This is a genomic window from Mycobacterium sp. 1482292.6, from assembly GCF_001672995.1.
Classification (GTDB): domain Bacteria; phylum Actinomycetota; class Actinomycetes; order Mycobacteriales; family Mycobacteriaceae; genus Mycobacterium; species Mycobacterium europaeum_A.
The window spans coordinates 32,491-47,870 of sequence record NZ_LZKV01000038.1; the positions used below are offsets into that span (position 1 = coordinate 32,491).

18 protein-coding genes are annotated in these 15,380 nt (G+C 67.1%); 11 read left to right on the plus strand and 7 right to left on the minus strand.

Going from position 1 to position 15,380, the window contains the following annotated elements; all coding sequences use genetic code 11:
* The first annotated feature begins 90 nt into the window (after nucleotides 1-90).
* The 3 genes from A5624_RS02780 to A5624_RS02790 all read left to right on the plus strand — a co-directional run bounded on the left by A5624_RS02780 (nucleotide 91) and on the right by A5624_RS02790 (nucleotide 2,218).
* Nucleotides 91-1,353: a TetR/AcrR family transcriptional regulator gene (locus A5624_RS02780; RefSeq protein ID WP_066861167.1), complete on the plus strand. Its 1,263-nt coding sequence runs from the start codon at nucleotides 91-93 to the stop codon at nucleotides 1,351-1,353.
* A gap of 283 nt (nucleotides 1,354-1,636) precedes the next feature.
* Entirely contained in the window at nucleotides 1,637-1,861 is a 225-nt protein-coding gene (locus A5624_RS02785; RefSeq protein ID WP_066861264.1) for a hypothetical protein, read from the plus strand.
* Between the two features lie 9 nt (nucleotides 1,862-1,870).
* Nucleotides 1,871-2,218 carry a hypothetical protein gene (locus tag A5624_RS02790; RefSeq protein WP_066861170.1) on the plus strand — a complete coding sequence of 116 codons (348 nt, stop codon included), beginning with the start codon at nucleotides 1,871-1,873 and terminating at the stop codon, nucleotides 2,216-2,218.
* Between the two features lie 30 nt (nucleotides 2,219-2,248).
* On the opposite strand, the gene A5624_RS28430 is transcribed toward A5624_RS02790, so the two are convergent.
* The 3 genes from A5624_RS28430 to A5624_RS02800 form a co-directional block, all read right to left on the minus strand.
* Nucleotides 2,249-2,416, minus strand: coding sequence for a hypothetical protein (locus A5624_RS28430; protein WP_197498008.1), 168 nt, complete (start codon nucleotides 2,414-2,416; stop codon nucleotides 2,249-2,251).
* 123 nt (nucleotides 2,417-2,539) lie between these two features.
* A complete protein-coding gene (locus A5624_RS02795) occupies nucleotides 2,540-3,328 on the minus strand; it encodes a hypothetical protein (protein ID WP_066861173.1) in 789 nt (262 codons plus the stop codon).
* Complete coding sequence (locus tag A5624_RS02800) at nucleotides 3,325-3,717, minus strand: hypothetical protein (RefSeq protein ID WP_197518907.1); 393 nt, start codon at nucleotides 3,715-3,717, stop codon at nucleotides 3,325-3,327. Before A5624_RS02800 ends, A5624_RS02795 begins: the two co-directional genes overlap by 4 nt.
* A gap of 97 nt (nucleotides 3,718-3,814) precedes the next feature.
* Between A5624_RS02800 and A5624_RS02805 the strand changes: the two genes are divergently transcribed.
* Genes A5624_RS02805 through A5624_RS02815 form a run of 3 tightly spaced genes read left to right on the plus strand, consistent with a single transcriptional unit; the run spans nucleotide 3,815 to nucleotide 6,314 of the window.
* Nucleotides 3,815-4,390: a hypothetical protein gene (locus A5624_RS02805; protein ID WP_066861179.1), complete on the plus strand. Its 576-nt coding sequence runs from the start codon at nucleotides 3,815-3,817 to the stop codon at nucleotides 4,388-4,390.
* Nucleotides 4,387-4,692, plus strand: a complete 306-nt coding sequence (locus A5624_RS02810; protein ID WP_066861182.1) for a PE family protein — start codon at nucleotides 4,387-4,389, stop codon at nucleotides 4,690-4,692. The genes A5624_RS02805 and A5624_RS02810 overlap by 4 nt, the downstream gene beginning before the upstream one ends.
* 2 nt (nucleotides 4,693-4,694) lie before the next feature.
* Nucleotides 4,695-6,314, plus strand: coding sequence for a PPE family protein (locus A5624_RS02815; protein WP_232002189.1), 1,620 nt, complete (start codon nucleotides 4,695-4,697; stop codon nucleotides 6,312-6,314).
* Nucleotides 6,315-6,334: 20 nt separating this feature from the next.
* Here A5624_RS02815 and A5624_RS02820 read toward each other — a convergent pair whose 3' ends face one another.
* Together A5624_RS02820 and A5624_RS02825 are read right to left on the minus strand one after the other, a co-directional pair.
* Nucleotides 6,335-7,021, minus strand: a complete 687-nt coding sequence (locus A5624_RS02820; protein ID WP_066861185.1) for a class I SAM-dependent methyltransferase — start codon at nucleotides 7,019-7,021, stop codon at nucleotides 6,335-6,337.
* Between the two features lie 146 nt (nucleotides 7,022-7,167).
* Nucleotides 7,168-8,067 carry a class I SAM-dependent methyltransferase gene (locus A5624_RS02825; protein WP_066861270.1) on the minus strand — a complete coding sequence of 300 codons (900 nt, stop codon included), beginning with the start codon at nucleotides 8,065-8,067 and terminating at the stop codon, nucleotides 7,168-7,170.
* 120 nt (nucleotides 8,068-8,187) lie between these two features.
* Here A5624_RS02825 and A5624_RS02830 point away from each other — a divergent pair, with 120 nt between their 5' ends.
* Together A5624_RS02830 and A5624_RS02835 are read left to right on the plus strand one after the other, a co-directional pair.
* Entirely contained in the window at nucleotides 8,188-8,610 is a 423-nt protein-coding gene (locus A5624_RS02830) for a nitroreductase family deazaflavin-dependent oxidoreductase (RefSeq protein ID WP_066861187.1), read from the plus strand.
* 325 nt (nucleotides 8,611-8,935) lie between these two features.
* Nucleotides 8,936-10,444, plus strand: a complete 1,509-nt coding sequence (locus A5624_RS02835) for a SulP family inorganic anion transporter (RefSeq protein ID WP_066861272.1) — start codon at nucleotides 8,936-8,938, stop codon at nucleotides 10,442-10,444.
* Nucleotides 10,445-10,454: 10 nt separating this feature from the next.
* Here A5624_RS02835 and A5624_RS02840 read toward each other — a convergent pair whose 3' ends face one another.
* A complete protein-coding gene (locus tag A5624_RS02840) occupies nucleotides 10,455-11,312 on the minus strand; it encodes an LLM class F420-dependent oxidoreductase (protein ID WP_066861190.1) in 858 nt (285 codons plus the stop codon).
* A gap of 286 nt (nucleotides 11,313-11,598) precedes the next feature.
* Between A5624_RS02840 and A5624_RS02845 the strand changes: the two genes are divergently transcribed.
* On the plus strand, nucleotides 11,599-12,522 hold the full coding sequence (locus A5624_RS02845) for a 2-hydroxyacid dehydrogenase (protein ID WP_369827431.1): 924 nt from the start codon (nucleotides 11,599-11,601) through the stop codon (nucleotides 12,520-12,522).
* A gap of 151 nt (nucleotides 12,523-12,673) precedes the next feature.
* Entirely contained in the window at nucleotides 12,674-13,096 is a 423-nt protein-coding gene (locus tag A5624_RS02850) for an ATP-binding protein (RefSeq protein WP_197498009.1), read from the plus strand.
* A 21-nt stretch (nucleotides 13,097-13,117) separates the two neighbouring features.
* On the opposite strand, the gene A5624_RS02855 is transcribed toward A5624_RS02850, so the two are convergent.
* Nucleotides 13,118-14,335 (minus strand): cytochrome P450, encoded by a 1,218-nt coding sequence (locus A5624_RS02855; RefSeq protein ID WP_066861197.1) that lies wholly within the window; start codon nucleotides 14,333-14,335, stop codon nucleotides 13,118-13,120.
* Nucleotides 14,336-14,549: 214 nt separating this feature from the next.
* On the opposite strand from A5624_RS02855, the gene A5624_RS02860 reads away from it, so the two are divergent.
* Nucleotides 14,550-15,377, plus strand: a complete 828-nt coding sequence (locus tag A5624_RS02860; RefSeq protein WP_066861200.1) for a formate/nitrite transporter family protein — start codon at nucleotides 14,550-14,552, stop codon at nucleotides 15,375-15,377.
* Nucleotides 15,378-15,380 lie beyond the last annotated feature (3 nt).

Consider the following 15,380-nt stretch of genomic DNA (forward strand, 5'->3'; position numbering starts at 1 on the left):
CCCAGCGGCGCGCGGGAGGCTTGCCGGCTCCGCGATACCGCTTGTCGACCGATCGCCCCGACGGCCGCTGCTGCGGCTACGGTGATCTGTATGCCATCGGCTAGCCGCTCCTCCGCAGATCAAGTAAAGCGGCGCCCGAAGGACCGCAAGATCCAAATCGCCCGCGCCGCCACCGATGCATTCAGCGAGTTGGGCTACCACGCGGTCAGCATGGAAAACATCGCGGCGCGGGTCGGGATCTCCGCGGCCGCGCTGTACCGCCACTCGCAGGGCAAGTACGACCTGTTCCGCGAAGTCTTCTTGGCGCTGGGACAGCAACTGGTCGACGCCACTGCGTTCGCTGATGACCTGCCCGCCGATGGCGATCCCGAAGAGCAGCTCAGCGCCCTGGTCGGTGCGCTGATCGACTCCACGATCGTCAACCGCACCGCCGGCGGACTGTATCGCTGGGAGGGCCGCTACTTACGTGGCGACGATCAACACGCCCTGGCCGAACAGATCAAACTGATCAACCGGCGCCTGCAGCGTCCACTGATGAGGCTTCGCCCGAAACTCACGTCGCGGCAACGCTGGATCCTGTCGGCGGCCACCCTGAGCGTAATCGGCAGCATCACCGACCATCGGTCGCGGCTGGGCAATTCCGAGATCCGCGCGGCGCTGGCGGACATCTCGGCCGCGGTGTTGCGGGCCGACTTGCCAACCCAGCGCGGTCGCGGATCCGAGCAGCCGCGCACGGTGACGCTGACCAGCGCAGCCGGAACCTATGAACTTCTGTTGCACGAATCGATGCGCCTGTTCAACGAACGCGGCTATCGCGAGACCGGGATGGAAGACATCGCGGCGGCGGTGGGCATCCCGGTTGCCAGCATCTATCAGTACTTTCCGGGCAAGGCCAACATTCTGGCCGTCTATTACCGGCGTGCTGCCGACCAACTCTCCGGCGACCTGTCCAGCATCTTGGCCACCAGCGCCGACCCGGAACAGGCGCTCGCACAACTCATCGAGGCCTACGTCAGCCGCTCGTTCGCCAACCCCGAATTAGCCTGCGTCTACTACACCGAGCGGCACAACCTGCCCGACACCGACGCGGTACTGCTGTACAACATTCAGCGTTCCACCGTCGAATCCTGGGCCAGCCTCGCCGTCGCGGCCAGGCCGGAGCTCACGCTCGGCCGCGCGCGATACGCCGTCCACGCCGCGTTCGCCCTCGCGGTGGACACCGGCCGACTCGTCTACCCCGACGCCAGCGCGGCCGCCGGACTCACGGTGCGCCGCCTGATGGAGGTCACGCTGCTGGGACGACCGGTCGCAGCGCCTCGGAGCGCGCCACGCGGTGGCCGGCAGCGCCGCTGACATGCCGTTGCGGAAGCCCCGGCAAAGAATCTTCCCGCACTTGCTTCTTGGAAACAAACCGCTGCGATGCATCGAGCGCGAGCCGAACGCCCCTTTGCGCCACCATATCTGAGCGTTCGGCTGCTGCGTGACTGCGCCGCCGAATCGAGCGCAGCACTACCGAATCGCACGAATGGGCATTAACATGTATGGGTCTAGTCCGCACGCCGGGACGCGGTGGGTCCTTAGCACTTCGGTGTAGGTCGGCTTCGAACCCGGCAGCACCCGCGCGAAAGGCATGCCCATGCTCAGCAGGATCCGCTCAGTCCTGGAGTACCAACTGACCATCGCCGAGCTGCTGGGCCTGGGGATCCTGCTGGGGACGCCGTACCTGATCGTCGGCGTGATCTGGTCGAGCACCCACACCCAGCATCTGCACGACATGCACGGCGTCGACCTGGTGGTCTCATTCCTCGGCTCGATCGTCTCTTGGCCGGTGCTGCTTTTCGCCAACGTCTGCATGACCTAAGGGGGGCGCATGACCAACCGCGGGCCGCTGGTCGTCTCCGCTGCCGTGGTGTTGCTGGCCGGGGGGCTCTTCGCGCTGTACCTGCCGGTTTTCATCGACGCCTACGATCAGTTCGGCTGGCAAGTCAAGTGCGGCAGCGGCTTTGTCACCGATCTGGCCCAGGCGTCCAGCGCGGTCGGCGTGGGCGGCAAGTATGTCGACCAGTGCGATCACGCGCTCCTGATCCGGCGGTTATGGGCGATTCCCGCGGCGGCGCTGGGCGGATTGACGTTGACGTGGCAGGCGGGCGTGGCGCTTGCCCACGACTACCGGCGGTCCACACCGGCGGTCCGGCAAACTGAACTGCCTTGTCTCTAACGGGCTTTCGCCGAGCCAAGGTTGAGGCAACTAGCGGGTGCTCTCGTCCGGTAGGTCGTGCCGGGATTGGTGCAATCCGGGGCCGTTCGGATCCTCCTCCTGGTGCTCGAGCTGCTCCTGCAGCTTGCGCTGTTCCTCGGTTGCCTTTCGGGCGTCCTCGGGCGCCGCGGGCGGGTCGAAGTTGACTTGCTGATCCACCGAGATCTCCTCTGAACGTCTGAAATGCCTTTCGTCAGGTTCGCCCGAATGACGGCCGTTGAAACCCGCGCGCGGCCGCCGACGCCGATCGCGCAGCTCACGTGCACGGGATCGAGCGGGGAATCAATATTGTTTGACCACCGCGCGCGGTGCCGTTCGCCACGACCTGGTTCCGTCGCCCTGCGGTCGGGGCGGTTCGAGTAGCAACACGGCCAGCCCGTCGAGCAAGACCGGCCGCACCCAGTCGCCCAGGTCGATCATCTCGCCCGGCCGCGGCTGGCGGAAAGCGTCGTCGCGCGCGAGGTCGATCGGGGTCAGGTCGAATACGGTCTCGATGGTGGCCCGGTCGGGCAGCTTGCGGATTCCGGGCAACGTGATGAACAGTCCGTCGTTGCCCGACAGGTGCAGACCGACCGCCGCGAGCGCGCCGGTCGTCCCCTCCCGGGTGCCGCCGTGGCCGGACAGGTGGATGCCGAGTGTCCTGGCGAGTTCGCGAGCCGCGTTGGCGCACAGTACTTCCCGTTTGGCACGGAGACCGAAGTCGACCAGCCGCGCCGCGCTGCCGGCGAGTTCGCCCGGAACGACGACGGCGAGCCCCGGATCCGCATCGGGCGGGCACACCGTTTCCAGGAAGTGTCCGGCGAACTCGATGATCCCGGTGCGCACCGCGTGCGGATCACCGCCGGGGCTGCGCCAGGCCAGACACGCGCTCGAGTTATGGGACGTGTACGGGATCCGATCATCGACCAGCAGCTGATGTCTCGTGGCGCCCGCGGGTGAGCCGAGTCCGGCCGCCTGTAGCTCACGCAGCAGCGCGCGGGCCCGCCGGCCGGTGCCGGGGGTGTACGGGTTGTCGGTGTCATCGACGCCGATCAGCAGGTCGACACCGGCCAGCGCGCTACCGCCGATCACGGGTTGACCACCAGGTCGGTGACGTCGCGAACCCACTGATCGCGGCTGAGCTTCGCGCCGATGAGCTTGAGTGTGTGGCGTTTGGTGAAGCCGAGGATGGTCCGATCGTCGAGCTCGCCGGCCGTCAGGGTCTGGGCCGGGTCGCGCCCTTCCACCCGCACGCTGATGACCCCGGTAGCGCCCGCGGCGTCGAGGATCGAACGCACGCTGGGTCCCTGCTGCACGCGGTGTGATTGCGGCGTCGCGACCCGAACCTGGGGCAGCTGCTCGAGTCGCGACAGGGTGAATCGGTCGAGCACCCGGTGGTTGTTCTGCACGACGAGCTGGACCTCGGTCTCCGACGCGCCGCACGCCACGAGTCCCGCTGCCAGGGCGAAAACCGCAACCACCCGAGGCAGTAGCGTATTGCTGCGCATTTACGGGTCCTATCCTGTGAATTCGCCGTAAATGAGGATTAGTGTAGGGCTCGCGACTTATGATCTGCGCATGACCGTGCTGATGCGCCCAACGGCCGGATTCACCGCCGTCCGCGAGGTGGCATTTCCGCTGGTTGCGGTCGCGGTCATCATCACCTCGACCGACATCCGGATACCCCTGGGGCTGCCCGGTCACCGCGGGCTGATCTGGCTGACCCTGCTGGTGGCGGTCGCGCTGGTGACGGCGCGACGCGAGACGGTGCTGGCGGTCGGCGCGGCGTCATCGATTACGGCGCTGCCGATCCATGGATTGAGCGATCCACTGTGGAGCAGTCGCTATGTGGCCGCGGCGGCGTTGCTGTTTACGGTGGGTTTCGTTCCGGTGGTGCGCTCGCATCGGTGGTTACTGGCGCTGGCCGCTGCGCCCATTCACCTTGTCGCGCTTGCCAGTTCGGTCGCCTCAGGGCACGCCATGTCGGCGTGGGTATCGAACGGAATGCTCGAGCGGGCGGCGTGGCACCTGATCTTCGGATTCGTAGCCGGTGTGCTCGCCTGGGTGGTGGCCCTAGGTATGGGTTGGCCGCCTGCGGCCAGGGCGGCCGGCGCCGGTTCGGTGACAAAACGACACAAGGAGCGGCCGCTGTGACGCTGCGAGTTATCCCCGAGGGCCTGGCCGCGACGAGCGCGGCGGTCGACGCGATCACCGCTGCGCTGGCGGCCGCGCATGCGGCGGCGGCGCCCGTGGTCTCGCTGGTGGTCCCACCGGCGGCCGATCCCGTGTCGCTGGCGGCCGCCGCCGTGTTCAGCGAGCGGGGAAGCCAGCACTCGGCCGCGGCGGCCAAGGGCGTCGAGGTGTTGGGTCGAGCCGGGTTGGGCGTGAGTCTGGCCGGCGTCGGTTACGCCGCCGGCGACGCGGCGGGTGCGTCAACCTATCTGGGCGCAGGCTGACGATGACCGCGCCGGTGTGGATGGCCCTTCCGCCGGAGGTGCATTCGGCGCTGTTGAGCAACGGACCGGGGCCGAGCCCCTTGCTGGCGGCCGCAGCGACGTGGACGGCGTTGAGCGCCCAATATGATTCGGCGGCAACGGAGTTGACTTCCGTATTGACCGGCTCGGTTCCGGTGTGGGAGGGCCCGACGGCCGACAGCTACGTCGCCGCGCACATGCCGTATTTGGCGTGGCTGCAGCTGGCCGGCGCGCTGAGCGCCGAGGCGGCCGCTCAACACCAGGGGGTGGCCACCGCATACACCGCCGCGTTGGCCGCGATGCCCACGCTGCCGGAGTTGGCCGCCAACCATGCGACGCACACGGCCTTGGTGGCGACGAATTTCTTTGGCGTCAACACCATTCCGATTGCGCTCAACGAGGCCGACTACGCGCGGATGTGGACCCAGGCGGCCACCACCATGACCACCTACCAGGCGACGACCGCGGCGGTGCAGATGAGCAGCGCCGCCGGAGCGGGCACCGGGGGTAAGGCGGGCAGCGGCTCGGGATCCGGCACGGGCACCGGAACCGGACCGGGAAGCGGCACCGGCACTGGGACCGGCGGCGGTGGAGGCGGCGGCACGGGTTCCTTCCAATTGCCCACGCCCGAAGAGATCTGGGAAATGCTGTTCGGGCCCGACGGTGAGCAGATCCCCGGGCAGGGCCAACCCAACTGGAGTCCATCGGAGTACCTGCAGAACCTGGGCAACTTCTTCAACGGCAACGCCCAGGCGGTGGCCTGGTTACAGCAGAACCTTTCCGGCCTGCTCAACCCGTCCCAATTCCCGGCGCTGATCAACTATTTCATCGCGTGGCAGACCTACCGGATCATCAACTGGACGATCCGGACACTGCGCTTCATTCTCCAGGAACTGCCGCTGCTGCTGCAGGTCGGTTTGAGCCTGTCGATCACCAGCCTGGGAGGCCTGGCCGGCCTGACGGGCTTGGCGGGCCTGGCCGGGTTGGCCGCGCCGGCCGGCGTGCCCGCTCCTCCCGTGCCGCAGCCCGCGGTGATGGGCGTGCAACCGCCGGCGGTATCGGCCGCTCCGGTGACGGCGCCCACGGCCCCGGCCGGCCCGGTAGCAACGGCGACGTCGATGGCGTCGACCCCGGCGCCCACGACTTCGGCGGCTGCGCCGCCCGCGGCTCCACCCACACCACCCGCCCCGGTGACCGGAACCGAGGGCTTCGGTTACCTGGTGGGCAACGTTGGGCTCGGCATGGAATCGACGGCGCAGACCCGGGCCCACAGCGCGGCGGCCGCCACGCAGAACGCGGCGTCGGCCGCCGGGGTGGCCGCGGCGGAGCAGCGCCACGGACGCTCACGCCCGCGCCCGCGCTCGGTCGTCGACCCCGGATACCGCTACGAATTCATCGAGGCCGATGACCACCCGGCCGCCGTAGCTGCACCGGTGACGTCCGCTCGGCACCTGCCCTCGGATTCCGGCGCGTCGGCACGGGGCTTCGCCGGGACGCTACCCCGGCCCGACCTGCGGGCGGCGGGCCTGATCACGTTGGGCGACAACGAGTCCGGCGACGGCGCGCGCACGCCGATGCTGCCGGAGGGGTGGGACGGCCCGTAGGCCGCGCGGCCCGGTCCGCGTCAGCCGAGGTGCGCGGACAGTAACCAGGCGCCCACGGACTTGCGACCGTTGTCCTCATCGCGAATGTCGGCGGCGAAGTCCTGGAAGCCGGACAGGAAGCTCTCGGGCACGTTGGCGTGGATGCGGGCCGGCCGGATCTCGTCGATCACCCAGTACTTCGAGACCACCTCGCGCAGCTCATCTTCGGTCACCGCATTGACCGGCCCGTTGGCAGGCATCGCGGCGCGGTCGAAGACGAGCACAAAGTACGAGGCGCCCGGCGCTGCGGCCCGCACGATCGACTGCTGGTAGCCCTCACGCAGTTCGACCGGCATCGAGTGGAAGAGCGTGCTGTCGACGATGGTTCCGAAGCGCCCGTCGTAGCCGGTGAAGGCGCTGATGTCCGCGACCTCGAAGGTCGCGCTGGTGAGGCCCCGGCGGGCGGCCTTCTCGGTTGCCAACGCAATGGCGGTGGGGGATTGGTCCAGGCCCACGGTGGTGAAGCCTCGCTCGGCGAGGTACAGCGACACGGCCGCCTCGCCGCAACCGGCGTCGAGCACGTCGCCGTGGAATTTGCCATCGTTGATGAGGGCCGCGATCTCCGGCTGCGGCTCGCCGATGCTCCACGGCGGCCGGTTGCCCTCGCCCATTTCGGGAGCCTCGCCCCGGTAGGCGGATTCGAACATCTCTTGCGTCGGTTGGGTCATGCCACCGTTTATATCAACGGCACTGATATATGTCAATGACGCTGATATAGGGGGCGTGCGGTGGCACGGCGACGGAGGGATTGATTGGGGAACTGGCGCGCCGACCGACCCCAGCTGCGCAGCAACCGAGGCCGTCGGGGGCTCAACTACTTGAGCGTCGCCGTCAGGTAGCCGGAAGCGTCGCCGAATGAGGCCAATTCGTCGTCGGGCACCGCGAACCCGTGTGCGGCAAACGCCTGCTCGGTTGTCCGTATATCGACGTCCCAGCCACGGGCGCCCAGGTATTCGGCGGCGGTGTTGCGCTCGCCGGTGTAGAACAGCTCGGCCAGATTGATGCTGGAGCCGATGCGCCGGGACCGCTCGGTCAGTTTCTGCGCCCAGTCCGAGGGGATGCTGCGCAGGTCCAGGTGTTCGGTGGCGATCCGGCTGCCCGGCGCCGAAACGGCCGCGATGTTGTCGAACAAGCGGTCCTGCGCCTCGGGCGGCAGGTAGACCAGCAGTCCCTCGGCGCTCCACGCGGTCGGCTGTGCAGGATCGAATCCGGCGGCGGTGAGGGCGGACGGCCAGTCTTCGCGCAGGTCGATCGACACCGTGCGGCGCTCCGCGCTGGGGGTGGCGCCCAGTTCACCCAGCGTCCGCGTTTTGAACTCGATCACCTCAGGTTGGTCGATCTCGTACACGACGGTGCCCGCCGGCCAGGGCAGCCGATACGCCCGGGTGTCCAGCCCGGAAGCCAAGATCACCGCTTGCTTGATGCCCGATTCGGTCGCTTGAACGAAGAAGTCATCGAAGAACCGGGTCCGCACCGTGATCTGCTCTTTGACCGCCTGACGGTTCAGCAGCGGATCGTCGCTGCGGTCGAGCTGATTGTCGAGCAGCTTGATGAAGCTGTCGATGCCGACTGCGCGGACGAGGGGGTCGGCCCACGGGTCATTCAACGAAGCATCCGGTGGGCTGGAGGCGATCGCCCGCTGCGCGGCGACCGCGGTTGCCGTGGCTCCGACGCTGGACGCCAGGTCCCAGGTGTCGTTCTCGGTGCGGGCCACACCCATCTCCTCTCCGCGACTGCGACGCGATTAGTTAGCTCATATAAGTTGACGACTCGACTGTACGCCTTAGTTGGACCCGGGGAATGGAGTCGCGGATCCGGGGTGTTCGGTCTAGGTATGGCTGACGAAATCGAGTTGAGCCCCAGGGGCTGGGTGCGCGACCAGACCGAACAGATCCTGAGTCAGGGCACCACCGACGGAGTCGAGGTTTTCGACCGGCCGATCGTGCTGCTGACCGTCACCGGGGCGAAGTCCGGCAAGCAGCGCTACGTGCCGTTGATGCGGGTCGAGAAGGACGGCCGCTATGTCATTGTCGCGTCGCACGGCGGCGCCCCCGAGCATCCGCTGTGGTACTTCAACCTGAAGGCGAATCCGGCCGTGACATTGCAGGATGGCGACAAGGTGCTCAGGATGACAGCGCGCGAGCTCGACGGCGCCGAGCGCGAGGAGTGGTGGCAGCGGGCCGTTGAGGCCTTTCCGCCCTACGCGGATTACAAGACGAAAACGGCACGGCAAATCCCGGTTTTCGTTCTGGAGTAACCATTTTCCCTCGGCTGGCTGCGGGCTGCTTGCAATGGCCGCCGAAAAATTTGCATTCGATATGCGCCCGGCCCGTCCGGTTGACCCCTTTATCTCCGTCCACTTACCTTCGAACGCATAGGCCAGGCATCTCCAGCCGAACATCGACGTTCGTGGTATCTGTAACCGCCTGCGCCGCACGGCTTTACGAGTGATCATCCTGCCGTGACCGGGCGGATAGCTGAAAGCCCACCGCTAAAGACCAATTCGGGGAGGGCCGGTGCACAAGCTGGAAAAGCCAGGTCGACATGACCTGGAGGCGGTGGCTCCGTCCCGGCTCGATCGGATGCGAGAGACGCTCCGGTACGATCTGCCGGCCTCGTTGGTGGTTTTTCTGGTGGCGCTTCCGCTGTCACTAGGTATCGCGATCGCTTCGGACGCACCGGTTCTCGCGGGCTTGATCGCGGCGATCGTCGGAGGAGTGGTCGCCGGGTGGCTCGGCGGCTCACCACTGCAGGTGAGCGGTCCGGCCGCAGGGCTTACCGTGGTTGTCGCCGATCTGGTCGCCCAGTTCGGCTGGGCGATCACATGTTTCATCACCGTGATCGCAGGGATTCTGCAGGTCCTGTTGGGGTTCAGCAAGATTGCCCGGGCCGCACTGGCGATCTCGCCGGTCGTGGTGCACGCCATGCTGGCCGGCATCGGAATTACGATCGCCCTGCAGCAAGTTCATGTGCTACTGGGCGGCGCTTCGAAAAGCTCGGCGTGGAGCAACGTCACCGGATTGCCCGCCCAGATTCTGAGCGCACACCGCCCGGGAGTCGTGCTGGGATTGCTGGTGATCGCCATTCTGGTGGCCTGGCGCTGGGTTCCGGCCCGGGTGGCCCGTGTTCCGGGTCCACTGGTGGCGATCGTGACGGTCACCGCCATCTCGATGATCTTCCCGTTCCATGTGTCCCGGATCGTCTTGGAGGGCTCCGTCCTCGAGGCACTGCGGTTGCCGTCGCTGCCGCACGGCAATTGGGCAGCCGTCGTTATCGCCGTCATCACGGTCACATTGATCACCAGCGTGCAGAGTCTGCTGACCGCGGTGTCGATCGACCGAATGCACACCGGGGCGCGAACCGACTTCAACCGTGAGCTGATCGGGCAGGGCGCGGCCAACATCGCGTCGGGCGCCATCGGCGGGCTTCCCATCGCCGGTGTCATCGTGCGCAGCGCGGCCAACGTGAATGCCGGGGCGAAGACGCGTGCATCGACCATCCTGCATGGCATTTGGATATTGCTCTTCGCGGTGCCGTTCGCGGGGCTCGTCGAAAAGATTCCCACGGCGGCACTTGCCGGCCTGCTCATCGTCATCGGCATCGAGCTGCTGAAACCGGCGCATATCGAAACCGCCTTGCGCAACGGCGATCTCGCCGTCTACCTGGTGACCGTGGGCAGCGTCGTCTTCCTCAATCTGCTGCACGGCGTGATGATCGGGCTCGCGCTGGCCGTCGCCGTCACCGGATGGCGGGTGGTGCGCGCCAGGATCGAGGCCAAGCCCGTTGGTGACGGATGGCACGTCGTCGTCGAAGGCGCTTGCACCTTCCTGGCGCTGCCCCGGTTGACCGGCGTCCTGGCGTCGGTCCCCGAACGCACGTCGGTCACCATCCACCTGCTGACCAGCTATCTCGATCACGCGGCGCACCAAGCGATCAGCGACTGGCAGCGCCGCCACTGCGCTACGGGCGGGCAGGTCCATGTCCGCGACACGGTCGAGCCGACTGAGCCCGCGCCAAAGCGATCGAAAGCCGGCCGCCGCAACGCGCACCTGAGTTTGGTCGAGGAGTTGTCCGCGGCGGGAAGCCGGTAAAGCCGCGGCGCTATCTGAGGTCGTCGGCCACCTGCTCGAGGGCGGCGAGGTGTTCGTCGACGTTCGCGAAGCCGGCCTTCATGGTGTTCACCGACAGGTGGCTGGCCCCGGCGGCCTTCCAGGCGGCGATGGTGGCGGCGAGCTTATCGCGGTCTTCGGTCCAGCTGACCCGGCCTTCCATGCCGAGGCTCTTCGGGTCGCGGCCCGCGGACTCGGCCGCGCGGCCCACCTGCTCGAGCGCGTGGTCGAGCCCGGGTCCGGGCTCGACCATGGGGAACCAACCGTCGCCGAGCCGACCGGCACGTTCGTATGCACGATCCGACGCGGCGCCGAACCACACCGGTATCGGCCGCTGGGTGGGCAGCGGGGCCAGGCCGGCCCCCGTCACGGTGTGGTACCGGCCGTTGAACGTGACCGACCGTTCGGTCCACAGCCTGCGCATGACCTCGACCTGTTCCTCGGAACGCTTGCCGCGGTTGGTGAACGACTCGCCAAGCGCCTCGAATTCGACTGCGTTCCAACCCAATCCGATGCCGAGCCGGAAACGGCCACCGGTCAGCACATCCACCTCGGCGGCCTGCTTGGCCACCAGTACCGATTGGCGTTGCGGCAAGATGATGACACCGGTGACGAGTTCCAACGAGGTGACAGCGGCCAGGTAGCCGAACATGACGAACGGCTCGTGAAACGTCGAGTCGATGTCGTAGGGGCCCTGAAAGCCGCGATGCACCGTCGGGTCCGCGCCGACGACGTGGTCGTAGGCCAGGATGTGGGTGAACCCCAGTTCCTCGACGCGCTGACCGTACAAGCGCACGACGGCGGGGTCCGAGCCGAGCTCGGTTTGCGGAAAGACGACTCCGATACGCATTCGCTGTGCAACCGCGCGATAGCGGGATTGCTTCCCAGACGAAACTCCCGCGCGAGCCCGCGGGCCAGGGGTTTGGGGGCGGTGCCGGCTTCTCGCCTCTGGCGCAAGTGGTCGCTCGCAGCGACGGTTCTGGTGTGGTCCCCGGGGAATGGCCGACACCGCCGCGCTGATCAACCACGGTCGTCGTCGGGATATTCCACCGCCGGTCGGCCGGCCCCATGCCGCCGTCGAGGATGATGAAGTCGTGACGGCGAAGAAAGTCAGCGGGGTGCTCAGGGTCGGCGAGATGGAGCCGACGTTCGCAGCGGAGCTGTCCGCCCGGTATGAGATTCCGCAGCTGCCCGGCGGCCCCGACCGCACACGGTTTTTGACCGAGCACGGAGCCGGTGTGCGCGTGCTGGTGACGTCGGGATCGCCCGGCGTCGATGCGGACACCATGGCGGCGTTGCCCAATCTGGAGGTCATCGTCAACAACGGGGCCGGCGTGGATCTCATCGATCTGGAGGCGGCCAAACGCCGCGGCATCGGCGTGAGCAATACGCCCGATGTGTTGTCGGACACAGTCGCCGACACCGCGGTGGGGCTGATCCTGATGACGCTGCGCCGTTTCGGCGCCGCCGACCGCTACGTGCGCGCCGGCCGATGGGCGCGCGAGGGCGCGTTTCCTTACGCCAGGGACGTCAGCGGCCTGCAGGTCGGCATCTTGGGACTGGGCCGGATCGGTTCGGCGATCGCGACCAGGTTGCTCGGATTCGACTGTGCCATTGCCTATCACAACCGCCACCGCATCGAGGGATCACCGTTCCGCTATGCCGATTCGCCCGTGGAGCTGGCCGAGTCGGTGGACGTCCTGGTCATCGCCACCACGGGTGACCGCAATGCGCACAAGTTGGTCGACCGCGCGGTGCTGCGGGCTCTGGGCCCCGAGGGTTACCTCATCAACATCGCCAGGGGCAGCGTGGTCGACGAGGACGCGCTGGTGGAATTGCTGGCCGCGGGCGAATTGGCGGGAGCGGGCCTGGACGTCTTCGCCGAAGAGCCACACGTACCGGCCGAATTGTTCGGCCTGGACAACGTTGTGCTGCTGCCCCATATCGGCAGCGCCACCGCGCGGACCCGGCGGGCCATGGCCCTGCTGGCGATCCGCAATCTCGACAGCTACCTCAGCACGGGCGAACTGGTCACACCCGTCCTGTCGCCGCACCGCTAGCACCCGCCGCGACGCCGTCGGCGCCGTGACCTGGTGATTCTGCGCGGCTATCGATCTGTGGCCGAAGCGATACTCGCAGAAGGTTATTGCTCCAACTGCAACTGGGTATGCGGCTTTCATGAGTCCACTACTGCCGGAGACAGCCACGCCGGTGCGGCTGACGCTCGCCGGCACAGCCCGCCCCGACACGGTGGCGGCGTGGCGCCGTGCGCTGCAACGGTGGCTGGCGCAAGAGGTGCGCGCGCCGGAGGAAATCCGCGAGGACGTCGTCCTCGGAGTCAACGAAGCGCTGGCGAATTGCGTTGAGCACGCTTATCGCTCGCATCAGCAGGTTGGCGTCATGAAACTCCAGGCCAGCTACGACCCGCAGGCCGAGTCGATCCGGGTCTGCGTCAGTGACCGCGGAAGCTGGCGCAAGCCCTCATCGAGGCAGTCGAACGATCCGCACGCCTCGCGCGGCATCATGCTGATGCACCGCCTGTCCGACCACTGCACCATCCACGCCCGGCCCAACGGCACCAGCGTTTACCTGGATTACGCGACCGACGCGGAGCTCGCCGGCCAGCAGCGGTGAGGCCTCGGACCCAGTCCGTGATCAGGGGCCCGACCTTGCCGTGGGCGTGAATTCGACCGGCATGCGTTCCAGACCGCTGACGAAGTTGGCCGGCCGCAGCGGTAGCGGGTCCTCCGAGGCCAGCCGCATGTCCGGGAGGCGTTTCAGCAGCCGCTCGAGCATCATCGACAGTTCCAGGCGCGCCAGCTGATTGCCCAGGCAGAAGTGGGTGCCGAAGCCGAATGCCAGATGGTTGTTGGGGTACCGGTCTATCCGGAAGCTCTCCGGGTCGTCGAACACCGCGTCGTCGAAGTTGGCCGATTCGAACAGCAAGATGATCTTCTCGCCCTGATGGAGTTGCGTGCCGTGGAAGTCGACGTCCGCGGTCATGGTGCGGGCCATGTTCTTGACCGGGGCGGTCCAGCGCAGCATTTCCTCGATCGCGTTGGGTAGCAGGGCCACGTCGTCGACCAGTCGCCGGTGCTGTTGCGGGTGACGCAGTATCTGCGCGGTGCCGCCGGACAGCGTGTGCCGGGTGGTCTCGTCGCCGCCGATGAGCAGCAACAACACCTCGGTGACGATCTCATGGTCGGCCAGCTTCTGGCCGTCCACCTCCGCATGTACCAGCACGCTGACCAAGTCATCGGTGGGCTCGGCCTTGCGCGCCGCGATCATGCCCGTCATGTATTCGGTGTAGGCGGCGAATGCGTCCACCGAGACCTGAAAATCCTCTTGTGCGGTCGTACTGCTGAGCAACGTCACCATGTCGTCGGACCAGCGAAGGAACATCTGGCGTTCCTCCGGAAGCACCCCGAGCATGTCGCCGATCACCGCCATGGGAAGCGGAGCCGCGAGGTCCCAGACGAAGTCGCACTCGCCCCGTTCACAGACGTTGTCGATCAGCGCGTCGCACAGCGCGCCGATCGAGTACTCCCTGTCCTTGACGCGTTTACGGGTGAAGCCGGCGTTGACCAGCTTGCGCCGCAGCAGGTGGGCGGGGTCGTCCATTGCGATCATCATGGGCGGTGCGTCCTGGTCCGGCCGGATACCGCCGGCGTTGGAGAACAACTCCGGTGCCCGCTCGGCGTCGATCACCGCCTGGTAGGTCGCCGCGGCCGCCAGGCCGTTGCGGTCCCGGAAGACCGGCTCGTTCTCGCGCATCCATCGGTAGACCGGTCGCGAGTCGCCCGCGTAGAAGGCGCCGTCGGTCAGATCGACGTCGGGCCGCAGCTGGCTGCGCGTATCAGTGGTGCTTGGCATGGTTCACCCTTCTCCCCGCCTGCGCTGACTTACCGTGGACCTTACAGTAGGCGCTGTGGTATTCCCCACAAAGGATTGTGGCCGCGGTTGCGCAAATCGGCGCCCGCCACGGCGCATGGCGCATGTGGGATAGCTAACGCGTCACGGCCGCAGGACCACCAGGGAAATGGGTATATGACCGTTTCTTCGGCCGTTCAACTGCGAGGACTTCATTATGGGCCAGAACATCCGACGACAGCTCGGCAAAACCGACAGTCCAATCGAGGACGAGCTCGAAGACGCCTTCAGCAGAATGCTGAGCGAGGGTACCCAGCGACTGCACCGGAGCTGGCGCGGTGTGCTGGTCACCGGGTTTTTCGGGGGCACCGAAGTGGCGCTCGGCGTGCTCGCCTATCTGTCGGTCCTGGACGCCACCCACCGCCCGCTGCTGGCCGGATTGGCGTTCTCCATCGGCTTTTTGGCGCTGCTGCTCGGTCGCAGCGAGCTGTTTACCGAGGGCTTCATCATCCCCGTCGTCACCGTGGCGGCCAAGCGCGCCGGCCTGACGCAACTGCTCAAACTGTGGGCCGGGACGATGTTTGCCAACCTCGTCGGCGGTTGGGTGATCATGTGGCTGATCATGACCGGCTTTCCCGAGTTGCACTCTCAGACGGTCGAATCCGCGACCCACTTCGCCACCGCGCCGCTGTCGGCCCAGAGCTTCTGTCTGGCCGTGCTCGGCGGCATGGTGATCACGCTGATGACCCGGATGCAACACGGCACCGACTCGGTGCCCGCCAAGATCGCCGCGGCCGTGGCGGCGGCGTTCCTCCTCGCCGGGCTGCGGTTGTTCCATTCGATTCTGGATTCGCTGCTCATCTTCGGCGCGCTCATCACCGGCAAGGCGCCGTTCGGCTACCTCGATTGGCTGGGCTGGTTCGGCTACACCGTCGTCGGCAACCTGGTGGGCGGTCTCCTGTTCGTCACGCTGCTGCGATTGCTGCGCAGCAAGGACCGGCTGGAGGAAGAGCGCGCCGACGCCACCGACACCGTTGCCTCGTGAGCG

What these genes read in the sequence shown, in the direction of transcription:
- A5624_RS02780 (WP_066861167.1), top strand. Translation starts at nt 91, where the DNA reads ATGCCATCGGCTAGCCGCTCCTCCGCAGATCAAGTAAAGCGGCGCCCG.
- A5624_RS02785 (WP_066861264.1), top strand. Translation starts at nt 1,637, where the DNA reads ATGCTCAGCAGGATCCGCTCAGTCCTGGAGTACCAACTGACCATCGCC.
- A5624_RS02790 (WP_066861170.1), top strand. Translation starts at nt 1,871, where the DNA reads ATGACCAACCGCGGGCCGCTGGTCGTCTCCGCTGCCGTGGTGTTGCTG.
- A5624_RS02805 (WP_066861179.1), top strand. Translation starts at nt 3,815, where the DNA reads ATGACCGTGCTGATGCGCCCAACGGCCGGATTCACCGCCGTCCGCGAG.
- A5624_RS02815 (WP_232002189.1), top strand. Translation starts at nt 4,695, where the DNA reads ATGACCGCGCCGGTGTGGATGGCCCTTCCGCCGGAGGTGCATTCGGCG.
- A5624_RS02820 (WP_066861185.1), bottom strand. Translation starts at nt 7,021, where the DNA reads ATGACCCAACCGACGCAAGAGATGTTCGAATCCGCCTACCGGGGCGAG.
- A5624_RS02830 (WP_066861187.1), top strand. Translation starts at nt 8,188, where the DNA reads ATGGCTGACGAAATCGAGTTGAGCCCCAGGGGCTGGGTGCGCGACCAG.
- A5624_RS02835 (WP_066861272.1), top strand. Translation starts at nt 8,936, where the DNA reads ATGCGAGAGACGCTCCGGTACGATCTGCCGGCCTCGTTGGTGGTTTTT.
- A5624_RS02840 (WP_066861190.1), bottom strand. Translation starts at nt 11,312, where the DNA reads ATGCGTATCGGAGTCGTCTTTCCGCAAACCGAGCTCGGCTCGGACCCC.
- A5624_RS02845 (WP_369827431.1), top strand. Translation starts at nt 11,599, where the DNA reads ATGGAGCCGACGTTCGCAGCGGAGCTGTCCGCCCGGTATGAGATTCCG.
- A5624_RS02855 (WP_066861197.1), bottom strand. Translation starts at nt 14,335, where the DNA reads ATGCCAAGCACCACTGATACGCGCAGCCAGCTGCGGCCCGACGTCGAT.
- A5624_RS02860 (WP_066861200.1), top strand. Translation starts at nt 14,550, where the DNA reads ATGGGCCAGAACATCCGACGACAGCTCGGCAAAACCGACAGTCCAATC.